Source organism: Sphingomonas sp. DMC6 (assembly GCF_056314225.1).
This window is the reverse complement of record NZ_JBQUYT010000002.1, coordinates 62,240-76,502: the sequence shown is the minus strand read 5'-3', so window position 1 is coordinate 76,502 and position 14,263 is coordinate 62,240. Positions and strand designations below refer to the sequence as shown.

The following is a 14,263-nucleotide window of genomic DNA, read 5'->3' as shown; positions in this document are numbered from 1 at the left end:
GAATCATTTATATCATCCTCCTGCGAATTGCTTTTCAAATGACTCGTTATTTCGCTATATCGTGATGATCATACTCCGGCGAGGTACCGAATTGTGGATGAAGATAATCAAGTCAGAAAACTCGATGCGCTTGACCGGCGAATTCTTCGCACGGTTCAGCGCGAGGGCAACATCAGCCAGGCAGAGCTAGCCGAACGCGTCTCAACTTCACCGGCCTCCTGCTGGCGGCGCCTCAAAGCGCTTGAGGACGATGGCGTGCTGCGGGAGACCGTACGCCTCGTTGATACGGCGAAGGTCGGGAAAGGCCTCGACATTATCTGCCAGGTCCGGATGAAGTCGCACGCGATCGACGCCCGCGCGCAGTTCGAGAAATTCGCGCTCGGGCATGACAAGATCATGGACTGCTATTCGATGTCAGGTGAATGGGATTATCTTGTCCGCGTGATTGTCCATGACGTCCGCGAATATGAGGAATTCTTGATGCGGGAGTTGCTGGCGCAGGACAGCGTCGCGACCTCCGCCTCTCACTTCGCCTTGAAGCGCGTGAAGTCGACGACGGCTGTTCCCGTCTGAGGCAGAGGCCGTGCGGCCGTCGGACTGAGCGGCAGGGATCATTTCGCGACCTGCGCGTCGAGCCAGACTTCCGCTTCCTGTCGGTCCTTGCTGCGATGAAGGTCGATGCCGGAGAAAATCCGGTCGAGTTGGCGCCCGGCGAGAGCGCTTGCGTTGACGAGCGCGAAGGCGGACCTGGACGGCGAGTGGATGGCGAGTTCGCGTAAGGCGTCCACAACATCCTTCGCTTGAATCTTCGCCGCGGACACGTCGTAGAGAAGCTGGTGCGGGCCGCGGAATTTGGGCAAAAGTTCGTGCGCCCGAAGAAGTTCGTCCTCGAACCGCTTGACGTCATTGAGCGTGGCGAATCCCGTCAGAGTGACGGTGATGCGGTTCTTCTCCGGATTGGCCTGGACTTCGAACGCCATCCTGTCCCCTCGCAGGGTCGTCTGCCCCGCAATCTTGGAGCGATAGCATCCGTTAATGAGCTTGGAAAGACTGACCGTCCGGTCGGACATTTAATCTGGGTAGTATCAGCCGGAGGGACAGAGAGCTCGGGCTCGGTCAGGGCTTGCCGGCTGCAGCCAGCGTCAGATCAACGGCCATACTGGCGAGCCGGTCGGCCGACACAGGCCCCTTGTCGTTGAACCAGGTGTGGGTCCAGTTGATCATGCCGAACACGAGCATGGTACGGACGCGGGCTTCCGCGTCACTGTCGCCGGTGAAGATTTCGCCGACCAGCTTTTGCACGGTTGCAATGATCAGCCGTTGCTTCGAGACGACGACTTTCCGATCCTTTGCGGGCAGATTGTCCAACTCGTTGAGCAGAACCTTCTGCCGATCAGCCGCCCCCACATAGTGGCTCATGAACGCATGGATCAGCGCCGACAGCTTGTCACGCGGTGGAAGATCCCGCTCGATGACCGCCTCGACGTCGGCGATGAGCTGGTCGATGTGCGAGAGCATAACCGCGTTCAGGACTTCCTCTTTTGATCCATAATAATGGTAGAGGAGCGACTTAGACATGGCGCAGGCCTTAGCCAGCTCGGATATTGACGCGCCGAGAAATCCCTTTTTTGCGAACAGCGCGGCAGCCTTGTCCACGATCGCTTCGCGGCGTTGTTCGTAGTCGGCGGCCTGCGTCCTTGCCATTACACTCTTTCTAGCGATCGATCCCTGCCCTTTGGACTATCATTCCATCGCCGCATATCAACCGTCATTCACCCCTGGCGCAGGTCGCGGACGCGCGCGGCCTTGCCAGCGGATCGCGGAAGAGAGCCAGGCTCGATGACGTCGATGCCGACGGTAACGCCAGCCATCTCCTTGATCCTTCCGGCCAGAAGCCGCGCGTCCCGGTTGATTTCCTCGGCGGCGGCGCCTGCGCGGGGCTCAACCTTGAGCCTTGCCTCGTCCATCCGGTTAGGCCGCGTCAGTTCGACGAGAAAATGCGGGCCAAAGGCCGGGCAGCCGAGAATGATCTCTTCGATCTGGCTCGGGAAAACGTTCACGCCGCGAATGATGAGCATGTCGTCGGATCGTCCAGCGATCCTTGCCATGCGCCGCATCGGCGTTCGGTCACCCGGCAGCAGGCGGGTTATGTCCCGCGTGCGGTATCGAATGATCGGTAGCGCTTGGCGGGTCAGCGAGGTGAGGACAAGTTCGCCTTCTTCGCCATCGGCGAGAACGCTGCCGCTCTCGGGGTCGATGACCTCAGGATAAAAGTGATCCTCCCAGATCGTGGTGCCGCCGGTCGAGTTTGCGAACTCGGCTGCGACGCCCGGCCCCATCAGCTCCGACAATCCATAGATGTCGCTCGCCTGAAGGGTGAACGCCTGCTCGATCTCGGCACGCATCGCGTCCGTCCACGGCTCCGCGCCGAAAATGCCATAGCGCAGGGACGAAGCAGCGGGATCGATGCCCTGTCGCCTAAACTCATCGAGGATCGCAAGCATGTAACTGGGCGTAACCATGATGATGTCGGGCGTGAAATCCTTGATCAGGCGAACCTGCTTTTCGGTTTGCCCGCCCGACATAGGGATGACCGTGCAGCCCAGCGCTTCGGCGCCGTAGTGGGCGCCAAGCCCGCCGGTGAAGAGGCCATAGCCGTAAGCCACGTGGACTTTCATCCCCGGACGACCGCCTGCCGCGTGGATCGACCGGGCAACGAGAGAGGCCCAGGTCCGGATGTCCTCGGCGGTGTAGCCGACGACCGTTGGCTGGCCGGTGGTCCCTGAGGAGGCGTGAAGGCGCGCGACTTTGTCCATCGGGACGGCAAACATGCCGAATGGATAATTGTCCCGCAGGTCCGCTTTGGTGGTGAAGGGGAAGCGCGGGAGGTCGGCCAGCGACCTCAGGTCATCCGGTCGGAGTCCGTGCGCATCGAATGCACGACGGTAATGAGCCGAATGATCGTAGGCATGGGCGAGCGTCCATCGCAGCCGATCGAGCTGGGTCGCCCGCAGAGCGGCCGGTGTCGGAGGGCCAAGATCGACGTCCGACACCGGCGTGGTCTCACAAGGCGTTCATTGTCAGCAGATCGTAGGTGGCGCAGAGTTCGCCGGCGGTGTCGGTGATTTCCACCGCCCAGCGAACTTCGCCATATTCGTCATTGCGCCGGGTCTTGGATCTGACGGTGAGCGCGACCTTGATCGCCTCGCCCGGGGAGACCGGTTTGACGAAGCGCAGCCCTTCGAGTCCGTAATTGGCAAGAACGGGCCCCGGTGCCGGATCGACGAACAGGCCGGCCGCGAACGACAGCAGCAGATAGCCATGCGCCACGCGGCCCGGAAAGAATGGGTTCGCCGCCGCCGCTTCTTCGTCCATGTGCGCATAAAAGGTGTCGCCGGTGAAGTGGGCGAAATGCTCGACGTCCTCGAGCGTCACCGTGCGCGAAGCCGTTCGCAGCGTGTAGCCGATTTCGAGTTCTCCGAAGCGCTGCCGGAACGGGTGGACGGTCCCCTCCGGCCGGGGTGCGCCCTGCAGCCACTGGCCGACGATCGCCGACAAGGTGCGTGGATTTCCCTGTAGTGCGGAGCGCTGCATATAGTGCTTCACGCCGCGCACGCCGCCCATTTCCTCGCCACCGCCGGCGCGGCCAGGCCCCCCGTGGATCAGCATCGGCAGCGGCGAGCCATGGCCGGTCGATTCCTTCGCGCTGTCGCGGTCGATAAGGACGATGCGGCCATGAAAGGCTCCGGCGCCCAGCACGAAATTGCGAGCCACCTCGGGATCATAGGTGAACAGCGAGAGCGCGAGGCTTCCCTTGCCGCGGTTTGCAAGCGCAATGGCGTCGTCGAGATCGTTGTACGGCATCAGCGTGGAGACCGGGCCGAAGGCTTCGACATCGTGGACAAGGTCCGCGTTCCACGGATCATCAGCGCGGAACAGCAGCGGCGATATGAAAGCGCCGTCGTCGGACGAGGCGCCCGTCAGCGTGACCGTGTCAATGTCGCCAAAGGCCAGGCGCGCTTGCGTACCGAGCGTCCGGGCCTTCGCGCGTACGTCATCCAACTGGCTTGCGCTGGCGAGCGCACCCATTGTGACGCCCTCGGCCTGCGGGTCGCCGACCACGACCTTGGCAAGGCGGGCCTTCAGCGCCTCTTCGGCGGCATCGAGATAGGCGGGGGGCACGAACGCACGGCGAATGGCGGTGCATTTCTGGCCGGCTTTGACCGTCATTTCGCGCACGACTTCCTTGATGAAGAGGTCGAACTCGGGCGTGCCGGGCCCGCCGTCGGGTCCGAGGACGGATGCGTTTAGCGAATCCCGCTCAGCGACAAACCGCACCGCCTCGCGCGCGATGACGGGATGTGCCTGAAGCTTCATCGCGGTATCCGCGGAGCCGGTGAAGGACACCACGTCCTGGCACGTGAGATGATCGAACAGGTCGCCGGTCGATCCCATGATGAGCTGCAACGCGCCCGCCGGCAGCACGTCGGCTTCGATCAGGATGCGGAACGCCGCTTCGGCGACAAAGCCAGTTGAGGACGCCGGCTTGACGATCGCCGGGACGCCGGCAAGCAACGTCGGCCCCAGCTTCTCCAGCATGCCCCACACCGGAAAGTTGAAGGCATTGATGTGGACGGCCGCGCCCTGCAGGGACGTGTAGACATGCAGGCCGACGAAGGCTCCAGTCTTTCCAATCGGTTCGAGCGCGCCGTCGATCAAGATCGTGTCGTCCGGAAGCTCGCGGCGTCCTTTGGACGAGATAGTGAAGAGGGTTCCGGCGCCGCCCTCGATATCGATCCAGCTGTCGTTGCGCGTGGCGCCAGTCGCCCAGGAGAGCGCGTACAGCTCTTCCTTGCGGGCCATGATCGCGCTTGCCAGCGCCTTGATCATCTGAGCCCGCTGATGGAAGGTCATCTGACGCAGCGCGGGTCCGCCGATGTTGCGCGCGTGGTCCAGCATCGCCTTGAAATCGATACCTTGGCTGCCGGTCCGCGCGACCACCTTCCCCGAGATTGCCGAACGCAGGTCCGACAGGCCGCCCTGCGCTTCTATCCAGCTGTCGCGCGCATAATTTTTCAACGTGGTCGTCATGGTTTGTCCTTCGGAGGGTCTTGCGTCAGCGGCCGGTGAAGACCGGCGGACGCTTGGCCATGAAGGCGGCGACGCCTTCCTGATAATCGTGGCTGAAGCCAAGCTCGCGCATCGCATCGCGCTCGATGTCGAGCTCTGCGTCGAGTGAGTGAAGGCTGGCTGCGCGGATCAGCTGCTTGGTGCGGGCGAGGCCGCGCGTCGGTCCGGCAGCGAATTTGCGAGCAATCGCGTCGACCTCCTGGGCCAGCGCGTCGTCGTCGACACATTTCCAGATCAGACCCCAGCTCTCGGCCTTCTCGGCGGGCAGGGGCTCGCCCGTGAGCGCAAGACCGAGTGCCCGCGCCTGCCCGACCAGGCGCGGCAACACCCATGTGCCGCCGGAGTCTGGAATGAGACCGATATTGGCGAAGGACTGGATGAACTTTGCGCTCCGCGCAGCGATGACGATGTCGCAGGCAAGGGCAATATTCGCGCCGGCGCCCGCCGCTACGCCGTTGACGGCTGCTACCACCGGCTTGGCCAAGCCGGTCAGTCGGCGGATTAAGGGGGCATAGTAGCGCTCGACCGACTCGCCGAGATCGACCGCGTCGCCACCCGGAGCGACAGCCCGATCTGAGAGATCCTGACCTGCGCAGAAGCCGCGGCCTGCACCGGTAAGCACGAGCACGCGCACGGCATCGTCCTGCTCCACCCGTTCCAGCGCTGCGGCGACTTCACCATGCATTGCGACGGTAAAGCTGTTGAGCCGGTCGGGACGGCTGAGCGTCAAGCGCGCGATCCCGTCCGCAATGTCCAGCTGGATCGTCTCAAACGCCACTATTCTCTCCCGGGCCTGACTCTCATAAATAGAATGACCGGTCATACAATTATTGGCAAGCGGGTTTTTCGGGGCTACTCGATAGGCCCATGGAGATTCGCACCCACGATCCGATTGCGGTTGTCGGCGCCGGCACGATGGGCATGGGAATTGCTCATGTCGCGGCGGCCGCCGGCCATCCCGTAACCATCCTTGATACGAATGAGGCAGCCCTTCAGCGCGCCCGCACCGCGACTGCCGCCTATTTCGATGGTGCGGTTGCCAAAGGAAGGTTGAGTGAAACCGAGCGCGAGGACGTGGAAAATCGCATCCACTGGTCCTCGGACCTCGCGCTCGCGGCGCAGGCGGCGCTGGTAATCGAGGCTATCGTCGAGGACTTGGACGTCAAGCGCCGCCTGTTTGGTGGGCTGGCGCGTGTGGTCAAATGCAACACGCTCTTGGCGAGCAACACCTCATCGTTGCGCATCGGCGAACTTGCCGAGCAGCTCCAAATCCGCGGCCGCTTTCTGGGGCTTCATTTCTTCAATCCGGTGCCGGCGATGAAACTGGTCGAGGTGATCGCCGGACCGGACAGCGATCCGGCCTACGTCGATGCGGCGATGGCACTGATGCGCGCCTGGGGCAAAAAGCCGGTCCGCGTGCGCGATGTGCCGGGGTTCATCGTTAACCGGGTCGCGCGACCTTATTATGCCGAAGGCTTCCTCGCGCTCGAAGAAGGGATCGATTCGTCGGCGATTGATACGGCGCTCTGCGAAGCCGGTGGCTTCCGTATGGGACCGCTGGCTCTGGGCGACCTGATCGGCCATGACGTCAATTACGCGGTGGCGTGCTCCGTTTTCGGGGCGGGCGTAGGCCTGCCGCGCTTCCGTCCGCAGCCGGCCCAGCAGGCATTGGTCACAAAGCAATGGTTCGGGCGAAAATCCGGACGGGGTGTCTACGATTATTCGCAGCCGCTTCCGGGCCCCTCCTATGTCGAAGCGCGCCACAGGCCGACCAAGGTCCAGCTCTCCGATCCCGGCCCTTTGCGGCCGCTTGTGCTGTCGGCGCAAACCTCCGGCGTGGCGGTCGACGATGGCGCATGGGTCGAACAGGGGATCATCGACGTTGATGGCACCTGCGTTGCGCTTGGCGACGGTCGCACGCTTGCCAACCGGCCAGGGGTGGACGCGCTGATCGATTATGCGCGAGACTTCGCGACTGCCCGGACGATGGTGATCAGTGCGCGTTGCCCGGGCGTGGCCAGGGTCGTCGCGGGCTTCCTCAACAGCGCAGGCCGACAAGCGCTCGTCGTTCCCGACAGGCCGGGCCAGCTCGTGTTGCGCACTCTGGCGCAGATCGCCAATGCGGCAGCGGACACGGTCGCTGATGACATCGCCTCGAAGGACGATGTGGAGTCGGCGATGCTCTATGGCGCCAACCATCCCGAAGGACCGCTCGCATGGGCGCAGCGGGTGGGACAAGACGTGGTGCGGACGGCCCTCGCGAACATTGCGCGCGAGGCCGACGATCCGGTCTACGAGCCTTCGGCATTTTTCGGCCCGCACCAATGATCGACGGGCTCGCAAACAGGGTCGCGGACCGACTGATGTCGCTCGAAGGCACGGCCAGCGCATGGAGCCTTGTGCTCGAAGAAGCGCGCGAAGGTTATGCGCGGGTGAGCATGATGGTGCGGCCGGACATGCTCAACGGGCACAGAACCGCGCATGGCGGAATGATCTTTGCGCTCGCCGACAGCGCTTTCGCTTATGCCTGCAACAGTCGGAACGAGGCGACCGTCGCCCAGCAGGCTTCGATCCTGTTTCTGGCACCCGCGCAGGAAGGCGATGTCCTCGTCGCCGAGGCGCAGGAAACCGCGCTCGCCGGCCGATCGGGTGCCTACTCGGCAATCGTCAGAACCCGCGACGGCCGGGCAATCGCTCAATTCCAGGGCCTCTCCCGAACCATCGGCGGACCCGTTCTTCCCGCTCAGGAGCAAGCATATGGCTGAGGCCTTCATTTGTGATGCAGTCCGCACCCCGATCGGGCGCTATGGCGGCGCCCTCGCGAGCGTGCGCGCTGACGATCTTGCCGCGATCCCGCTTCGCGCGCTTAAGGAGCGGAACCGCGGGGTCGATTGGACGGTGCTGGACGACCTCTTGCTCGGCTGCGCCAACCAAGCTGGCGAAGACAATCGCAATGTCGCGCGCATGGCAGCGCTGCTCGCCGGTATTGGAACGGATGCACCCGGTTCTACCATCAATCGCCTGTGCGGATCGGGCATGGACGCGGTCGCCTACGCCGCCCGGGCGATCAAGGCGGGCGACGCCGATCTGATTGTCGCGGGCGGCGTCGAAAGCATGTCGCGCGCTCCGTTTGTGATGCCAAAGGCCGAGAGCGCCTTTTCTCGTGCAAACGCCATCTACGACACGACCATCGGCTGGCGCTTCGTCAACAAGCTCTTGAAGGCCGAGTTCGGAATCGACTCAATGCCGGAAACTGCGGAGAATGTAGCGCAGGATTTCGCCGTTAGCCGTGACGACCAGGACCGGTTCGCGGCCGAGAGTCAGCGCCGCGCCGCGGCCGCCCAGGCTTCCGGTCGCTTCGATACCGAGATCGTTGCCGTGGCGATTGCCCAGAAGAAGGGCGATCCGGTCCTGGTGGAGCGCGACGAGCATCCGCGCGAGACGAGCTTGGAAGCACTTTCCAATCTCAAGCCGATCGTCAGATCCGATGGCACCGTGACGGCGGGAAATGCATCGGGCGTCAACGACGGGGCCGCCGCCATCATCATCGCCAGTGAGGCCGCCGTGAAGAGGCATGGTCTGACACCCCGCGGTCGCGTGCTGGGCGGCGCGGTCGTCGGTGTAGAGCCGCGCATCATGGGAATCGGGCCGGCGCCTGCGTCGGAGAAATTGATGGCCCGGCTCGGCCTCGGCATCGCGGACTTTGACATCGTGGAGCTGAACGAGGCGTTTGCTTCGCAGGGCCTTGCTGTGCTGCGCCGCCTCGGTCTTGCCGACGACGCGGCCCATGTGAACCCTAACGGCGGTGCGATCGCGTTGGGTCACCCATTGGGTATGTCGGGCGCGCGGCTAGTGCTGACCGCCACCGAGGAACTGCAGCGCCGCTCGCTGACGCGGGCACTCTGCACGATGTGCATCGGCGTGGGACAAGGTATCGCGCTCGCGATCGAACGTATCTGACTATTAATTGACCGTCCGGACGGTTTATTATAAGGTCGCCGGAAGAATTGCCAGGAGCATCCATGTACACGACCGATCTCGCCAAGAACGATCCGAAGGCTGCCCTACCGATTTCGAAGGATGATCCGGAGCTGGTTGCGGCGTTTGAAGCGCGGGTTGCGGCTGACGAGTTCATCGAGCCGAAAGATTGGATGCCCGAGGCCTATCGCAAGACGCTGGTCCGCCAGATTTCGCAGCATGCCCATAGTGAGATCGTCGGGATGTTGCCCGAAGGCAATTGGCTGACCCGTGCGCCTTCGCTTCGCCGCAAGGCGATCCTCCTGGCCAAGGTTCAGGATGAAGGCGGGCACGGCCTCTATCTGTATTGCGCCGCCGAAACCTTGGGCACGAGCCGCCAGGAGATGATCGAGGCATTGCACGCCGGCAAAGCGAAATATTCGACCATTTTTAACTACCCGACGCTCAGCTGGGCCGACATTGGTGCAATTGGTTGGCTGGTTGATGGCGCCGCCATCATGAACCAGGTGCCGCTGCAGCGGACGTCTTATGGCCCTTATGCCCGCGCGATGGTGCGGGTGTGCAAGGAGGAGAGCTTCCACCAGCGCCAGGGCTACGAGATCATGATGGCGATGGCGAACGGCACGCCCGAACAGAAGGCGATGGCGCAAGACGCGCTCAATCGCTGGTGGTGGCCAAGTCTGATGATGTTTGGGCCGCCTGACGAGAATTCGCCTAATTCGGCGCAGAGCTTCCGCTGGCGCATCAAGCGCGACAGCAACGACGACCTGCGCCAGAAGTTCGTCGATATCACCGTTCCACAGGCCGAGTTCATCGGCCTAACCGTGCCCGACCCCGACCTTAGCTGGAACGAGACCAAGGGCGGCTATGACTTTGGCGCCATCGATTGGGAAGAATTCTACGCGGTCGTCCGTGGGGAGGGCCCGGTCGCCAAGGAGCGGATGAAGGCGCGCCGCGAGGCCTGGGACAATGGCGCGTGGGTTCGCGAGGCGGCCGACGCTCACGAGGCCAAACGGCGTGCGCGGCTCGCCGCGTGACCACTCACATCAGTTGAAGACGAGGAAATTCATGAGCCGCGACTGGCCTCTCTGGGAAGTGTTCATCCGGTCCAAGGGTGGACTGAGCCACAAGCATGTGGGGTCGGTCCATGCGCCCGATGCCGAACTGGCGCTGCGCCATGCGCGTGACACCTACACGCGCCGCCTGGAGGGGGTAAGCCTTTGGGTGGTGCGCTCGGCCGATATCACCGCATCGGATCCCGTTCAGGCGGGCCCGATGTTCGAGCCGGCCGAGAGCAAGGTCTATCGGCATCCGACCTTCTACGATATTCCCGACGTCGTGGGGCACATGTGATGGCGCCCTCCCTTCCGGTCATCGAAAAGGATGTGGAGGCGAAGGCTCGTTCTGCACCTAGAGGCGGAGACTTCGACGCAGGTGTCTCCCCGGAGCATCTGCCTGCATTGTTCGATTATCTGCTCCGGCTCGGCGACGACAGCCTGATCGTTGGCCAGCGCCTGACGGAGTGGTGCGGCCACGCACCCGCGCTCGAGATCGACCTTAGCCTTGCCAATATCGGGCTTGATCTGATCGGTCAGGCGACGCTGATCCTCAACCTCGCCGGCAAGGTTGAGGGAAAGGGGCGCGACGGCGACAAACTGGCATTCCACCGCGATGTGCTGGGCTTTCGCAACTGTCTGCTGGTCGAGCAGCCAAATGGCGACTTTGCGCAAACCATGGCGCGCCAGTTCCTCTTTTCCACCTTTCAGCTTGAATATTTCGAGGCGCTGACCCGTTCGGCTTTCCCGGCGCTGGCGGAGATCGCGGCGAAGGCGGTCAAGGAAGTCCGCTATCATGCCGAACTCAGCGCAGACTGGGTGATCCGGCTCGGCGACGGCACGGATGAGAGCCGACAGCGCATGATCGAGGGGCTCGACTGGTTCTGGCGCTTCGTCGACGAGATGTTCGATTTCGATGCGGTCGAAGCATCGCTGGAAGCGATCGGCATTGCCCCGGATAGGACTGGTCAGCGCGGCGGCTTCGATGCCCGTGTCGGCAGGGTGCTGCGGGAAGCGAACCTGCCCCTGCCCGAATATCCGCGTGCGGTGAAGGGCGGCCGGATCGGCCACCACAGCGAACATCTCGGCCACCTGCTGGCCACCATGCAATTCCTGCCGCGTACCTACCCCGACGCTGTCTGGTGAGCGATGGCTGTGCTCGACGCCGAGACCACAGACAGGATCATGGCGGTGCTCGACGAGGTTCCCGACCCGGAAATCCCCGCCGTCACCGTGACCGATCTCGGGATCGTGCGCGGGTTGCGGCAAGAGCCACCCGCGGTTCTGGTCACCCCAACCTACACGGGGTGTCCGGCTACGCTGGCGATCGAGGCATCGATACGGGCGGCGCTCGATGGTGCCGGCTTTCGCCATATCGGCATCGAGACCGTGCTGTCGCCGCCCTGGTCTACCGACTGGATCTCAGACCGTGGCCGGGAACGGCTCCGGCACTACGGCATTGCCCCCCCGCCGAGAGGTGCCGCTGCCCGAAGCATGCACGGCGAAGAGCCGGTGACCTGCCCGCGCTGCGGATCCGTCGACACCCTGGAGGTCAGCCGGTTCGGGTCCACGCCATGCAAGGCGCTCTGGCGCTGCGCAGCCTGCCTTGAGCCCTTTGACCGTTTCAAATGTCACTAAGGAAAAACCACGTGTCCGCTGGATTCCACCCGCTGAAAATCCTGGACGTCCGCCGTGAAACCGCCGACGCCATCTCGGTTATCCTCGAACCACCGGCGGACTACGCTCCCGAGTTCAACTTCATCCCGGGGCAGCATCTAATCTTTCGCGCGGAGATCGACGGGGAGGATATCCGCCGAAACTATTCGGTTTGCGCCGGTCCCGGCGCCCCGCTGAAGGTCGGAATCAAGCGCATTGCGGGCGGCCGCTTCTCGAACTGGGCAATGGACCAGCTCAAGCCTGGTGCAACGATCGAGGCGATGACGCCGCGCGGACACTTCGCGTGGTCCTTCGACCCGTCCGAGGCACGATCCTATCTCTGTTTCGCGGCAGGCTCGGGCATCACCCCGATCCTCGCGTTGATCGAAGCTGGCTTGGCCACCGAACCGCAGAGTCAATTCACGTTGCTGTATGGAAACCGCTCGTCGAGTTCGATCATGTTTTTGGAAGAGCTGGCGGCGCTGAAGGACCGTTATCTCGAGCGGTTCCAAATGTACCACTTCCTCACCGCGGAGGCGGATGACGTCGCGCTGTTCAATGGGCGGCTCGATGAAGCGCGCATTGCGGACGTCCTCGGTTCCCTGATCGATCCGGGAGCCGTCGACGTCGCCTTCATCTGCGGGCCCGGAGCGATGATGGATGCAGCCGAGCAGGCGATGCTGAAGGCGGGCCTGCCGGCGGAACGGGTCCTGGTCGAGCGCTTCACCGCCGATCGCCCGAGCAGCGCCGACGATCAGGTGGAGCGCGCCGTCGCTGAGCGGGCCGAAGGCCTGAAAATGCAGATTACAATCGATGGCCGTCGCCGCTTTGTCGAGTTCCATGCCGACAAAGGCAGCATCCTCGAAAGCGCTCGTGCCTCCGGACTGCCAGCCCCTTTCGCTTGCAAGGCGGGGGTATGTGCGACGTGCCGCGCGAAGCTCGTTGCGGGTGAGGTGCGCATGAAAGCCAATTATGGGCTGTCCGCCGAAGAGGTCAGCCAAGGCTATGTCCTGACCTGTCAGGCCATCCCTCTCGGTGAAGGCGTGGTTCTCGATTATGACGGCTGAACTCATCTGCGAGACGCCGGCCGAAGGCGTCCAGGTCTTGCGGCTCAACCGGCCCGAGAAGCGCAATGCGCTGGCGACGCCTCTGCTGGTCGCGATTGCCGGGGCGATGGAGGCGGCGGATCGCGATGACAGCATCCGCGCAATCGTCCTGACCGGCAACGACAAAGTCTTTGCGGCCGGTGCGGATCTGGATGAACTGGCCAGCTCCACAAGTTCTGATCCGATCGACACACCGCGCTTTCAGGCATGGGCGCGTATCCAAAGCTGCGCCAAGCCGCTGATCGCCGCCGTCGAGGGCTGGTGCCTCGGCGCCGGACTGGAACTCGCGCTGCGAGCGGATCTGGTCTTTGCCGGAAGAGGTGCCAGGTTTGGGCAACCGGAAACGAGTCTCGGCGTGATTCCAGGCGCCGGGGGCACGAGCATCCTGCCGCGGCGTGTCGGGCGATCATTGGCGATGGAGATGGTTCTGACGGGAGAGCCCATCAGCGCCGACCGGGCTTTTGCCGCCGGCTTGGTTGCGCGTGTCGTACCTGACGCTGAGGCGCTGCAGGAAAGCATCGACCTCGCGACCAAACTGGCGAAGCGCGCGCCACGTGCGCTCCGGACCGCAAAAGCGAGCATTTTACAGGCCGAAGACCTCACGCTTCGAGATCATCTTCTGGGCGAGCGGGAAGCGTTCGTGGGTCTGCTCAGTGGCCAGGAAAAGGCGGAAGGGATCGCGGCCTTCCGGGATAAGCGCAGTCCACGCTGGGAATGAACCGCCAAAGGCGTCTCGATCTGGACGAAACTGTCGCGGCGACCGCCACGCCTTCATCGCGCAGGGACGTCGCCGTCGAAATGGAGCGACCACGGGCATGTCGCAGCTCGATCGTGCTTGTCGGACTGATGGGGGCGGGCAAAACCACGGTCGGCCAGCGCCTCGCCGATCGGCTTCAGCTCCCCTTCGTCGACAGCGATCAGGAGATCGAGCGCGTCACCCGCTTGTCGATCGCCGAACTGTTCGATCGCTATGGCGAGGCGCAGTTCAGGGATGGCGAGCGCCGCCTCATCGCCAGGCTGCTTGACGGCGACCAGAAGGTGATCGCGACCGGCGGCGGAGCATTCATGGATGCCGAGACGCGCGCCCTGATCCTGCGGAAGAGCACGGCCATCTGGTTGGACGCTGACCTTGAGATATTGGCCGAGCGGACCGCGCGACGGCCTGGGCAGAGGCCACTTCTGCGGGATCGAAATGTCCACGAAGTGCTGGCTGACCTCGCAGTTGACCGAAACCCGATCTACGCACTCGCCCATTTTCGTATCCCCAACGAGACCGGCTGCCACCGCTCGGTGGTCAACGCGATCATCAAGACCTTGAGCGCCGAGGCACCTGCCTAA

Annotated in this window: 16 protein-coding genes; 11 read left to right on the top strand and 5 right to left on the bottom strand. The window is 63.5% G+C overall.

Features of this window, described 5'->3' with window-relative positions:
• Window positions 1-93 precede the first annotated feature (93 nt).
• The gene (locus tag ACT53M_RS04190; RefSeq protein ID WP_476231683.1) at window positions 94-573 is read left to right on the top strand and encodes an Lrp/AsnC family transcriptional regulator; all 480 of its coding nucleotides are present in this window, start codon (window positions 94-96) and stop codon (window positions 571-573) included.
• Window positions 574-611: 38 nt separating this feature from the next.
• On the opposite strand, the gene ACT53M_RS04185 is transcribed toward ACT53M_RS04190, so the two are convergent.
• The 5 genes from ACT53M_RS04185 to paaG all read right to left on the bottom strand — a co-directional run bounded on the left by ACT53M_RS04185 (window position 612) and on the right by paaG (window position 5,953).
• Window positions 612-980 (bottom strand): hypothetical protein, encoded by a 369-nt coding sequence (locus ACT53M_RS04185; RefSeq protein ID WP_476231682.1) that lies wholly within the window; start codon window positions 978-980, stop codon window positions 612-614.
• Between the two features lie 136 nt (window positions 981-1,116).
• On the bottom strand, window positions 1,117-1,704 hold the full coding sequence (locus tag ACT53M_RS04180; protein WP_476231681.1) for a TetR/AcrR family transcriptional regulator: 588 nt from the start codon (window positions 1,702-1,704) through the stop codon (window positions 1,117-1,119).
• 68 nt (window positions 1,705-1,772) lie between these two features.
• A complete protein-coding gene (gene paaK, locus ACT53M_RS04175; protein ID WP_476231680.1) occupies window positions 1,773-3,053 on the bottom strand; it encodes a phenylacetate--CoA ligase PaaK in 1,281 nt (426 codons plus the stop codon).
• Between the two features lie 10 nt (window positions 3,054-3,063).
• Window positions 3,064-5,091 (bottom strand): phenylacetic acid degradation bifunctional protein PaaZ, encoded by a 2,028-nt coding sequence (gene paaZ / locus ACT53M_RS04170; RefSeq protein ID WP_476232390.1) that lies wholly within the window; start codon window positions 5,089-5,091, stop codon window positions 3,064-3,066.
• 25 nt (window positions 5,092-5,116) lie between these two features.
• On the bottom strand, window positions 5,117-5,953 hold the full coding sequence (gene paaG / locus ACT53M_RS04165; RefSeq protein ID WP_476231679.1) for a 2-(1,2-epoxy-1,2-dihydrophenyl)acetyl-CoA isomerase PaaG: 837 nt from the start codon (window positions 5,951-5,953) through the stop codon (window positions 5,117-5,119).
• A gap of 44 nt (window positions 5,954-5,997) precedes the next feature.
• Between paaG and ACT53M_RS04160 the strand changes: the two genes are divergently transcribed.
• The 10 genes from ACT53M_RS04160 to ACT53M_RS04115 all read left to right on the top strand — a co-directional run bounded on the left by ACT53M_RS04160 (window position 5,998) and on the right by ACT53M_RS04115 (window position 14,263).
• A complete protein-coding gene (locus ACT53M_RS04160) occupies window positions 5,998-7,458 on the top strand; it encodes a 3-hydroxyacyl-CoA dehydrogenase NAD-binding domain-containing protein (RefSeq protein WP_476231678.1) in 1,461 nt (486 codons plus the stop codon).
• On the top strand, window positions 7,455-7,895 hold the full coding sequence (gene paaI / locus ACT53M_RS04155) for a hydroxyphenylacetyl-CoA thioesterase PaaI (RefSeq protein WP_476231677.1): 441 nt from the start codon (window positions 7,455-7,457) through the stop codon (window positions 7,893-7,895). The genes ACT53M_RS04160 and paaI overlap by 4 nt, the downstream gene beginning before the upstream one ends.
• Window positions 7,888-9,090, top strand: coding sequence for a 3-oxoadipyl-CoA thiolase (gene pcaF, locus ACT53M_RS04150; protein ID WP_476231676.1), 1,203 nt, complete (start codon window positions 7,888-7,890; stop codon window positions 9,088-9,090). The genes paaI and pcaF overlap by 8 nt, the downstream gene beginning before the upstream one ends.
• A 62-nt stretch (window positions 9,091-9,152) precedes the next feature.
• On the top strand, window positions 9,153-10,145 hold the full coding sequence (gene paaA, locus ACT53M_RS04145; RefSeq protein WP_476231675.1) for a 1,2-phenylacetyl-CoA epoxidase subunit PaaA: 993 nt from the start codon (window positions 9,153-9,155) through the stop codon (window positions 10,143-10,145).
• A 31-nt stretch (window positions 10,146-10,176) separates the two neighbouring features.
• Window positions 10,177-10,461, top strand: coding sequence for a 1,2-phenylacetyl-CoA epoxidase subunit PaaB (gene paaB, locus ACT53M_RS04140; RefSeq protein ID WP_476231673.1), 285 nt, complete (start codon window positions 10,177-10,179; stop codon window positions 10,459-10,461).
• The gene (paaC, locus tag ACT53M_RS04135) at window positions 10,461-11,309 is read left to right on the top strand and encodes a 1,2-phenylacetyl-CoA epoxidase subunit PaaC (protein ID WP_476231671.1); all 849 of its coding nucleotides are present in this window, start codon (window positions 10,461-10,463) and stop codon (window positions 11,307-11,309) included. The genes paaB and paaC overlap by 1 nt, the downstream gene beginning before the upstream one ends.
• 3 nt (window positions 11,310-11,312) lie before the next feature.
• The gene (paaD, locus tag ACT53M_RS04130) at window positions 11,313-11,801 is read left to right on the top strand and encodes a 1,2-phenylacetyl-CoA epoxidase subunit PaaD (RefSeq protein WP_476231670.1); all 489 of its coding nucleotides are present in this window, start codon (window positions 11,313-11,315) and stop codon (window positions 11,799-11,801) included.
• Between the two features lie 11 nt (window positions 11,802-11,812).
• Window positions 11,813-12,886: a 2Fe-2S iron-sulfur cluster-binding protein gene (locus ACT53M_RS04125; protein WP_476231669.1), complete on the top strand. Its 1,074-nt coding sequence runs from the start codon at window positions 11,813-11,815 to the stop codon at window positions 12,884-12,886.
• Window positions 12,876-13,643: an enoyl-CoA hydratase-related protein gene (locus tag ACT53M_RS04120; RefSeq protein WP_476231668.1), complete on the top strand. Its 768-nt coding sequence runs from the start codon at window positions 12,876-12,878 to the stop codon at window positions 13,641-13,643. The genes ACT53M_RS04125 and ACT53M_RS04120 overlap by 11 nt, the downstream gene beginning before the upstream one ends.
• An 80-nt stretch (window positions 13,644-13,723) precedes the next feature.
• Window positions 13,724-14,263, top strand: coding sequence for a shikimate kinase (locus ACT53M_RS04115; RefSeq protein ID WP_476232389.1), 540 nt, complete (start codon window positions 13,724-13,726; stop codon window positions 14,261-14,263).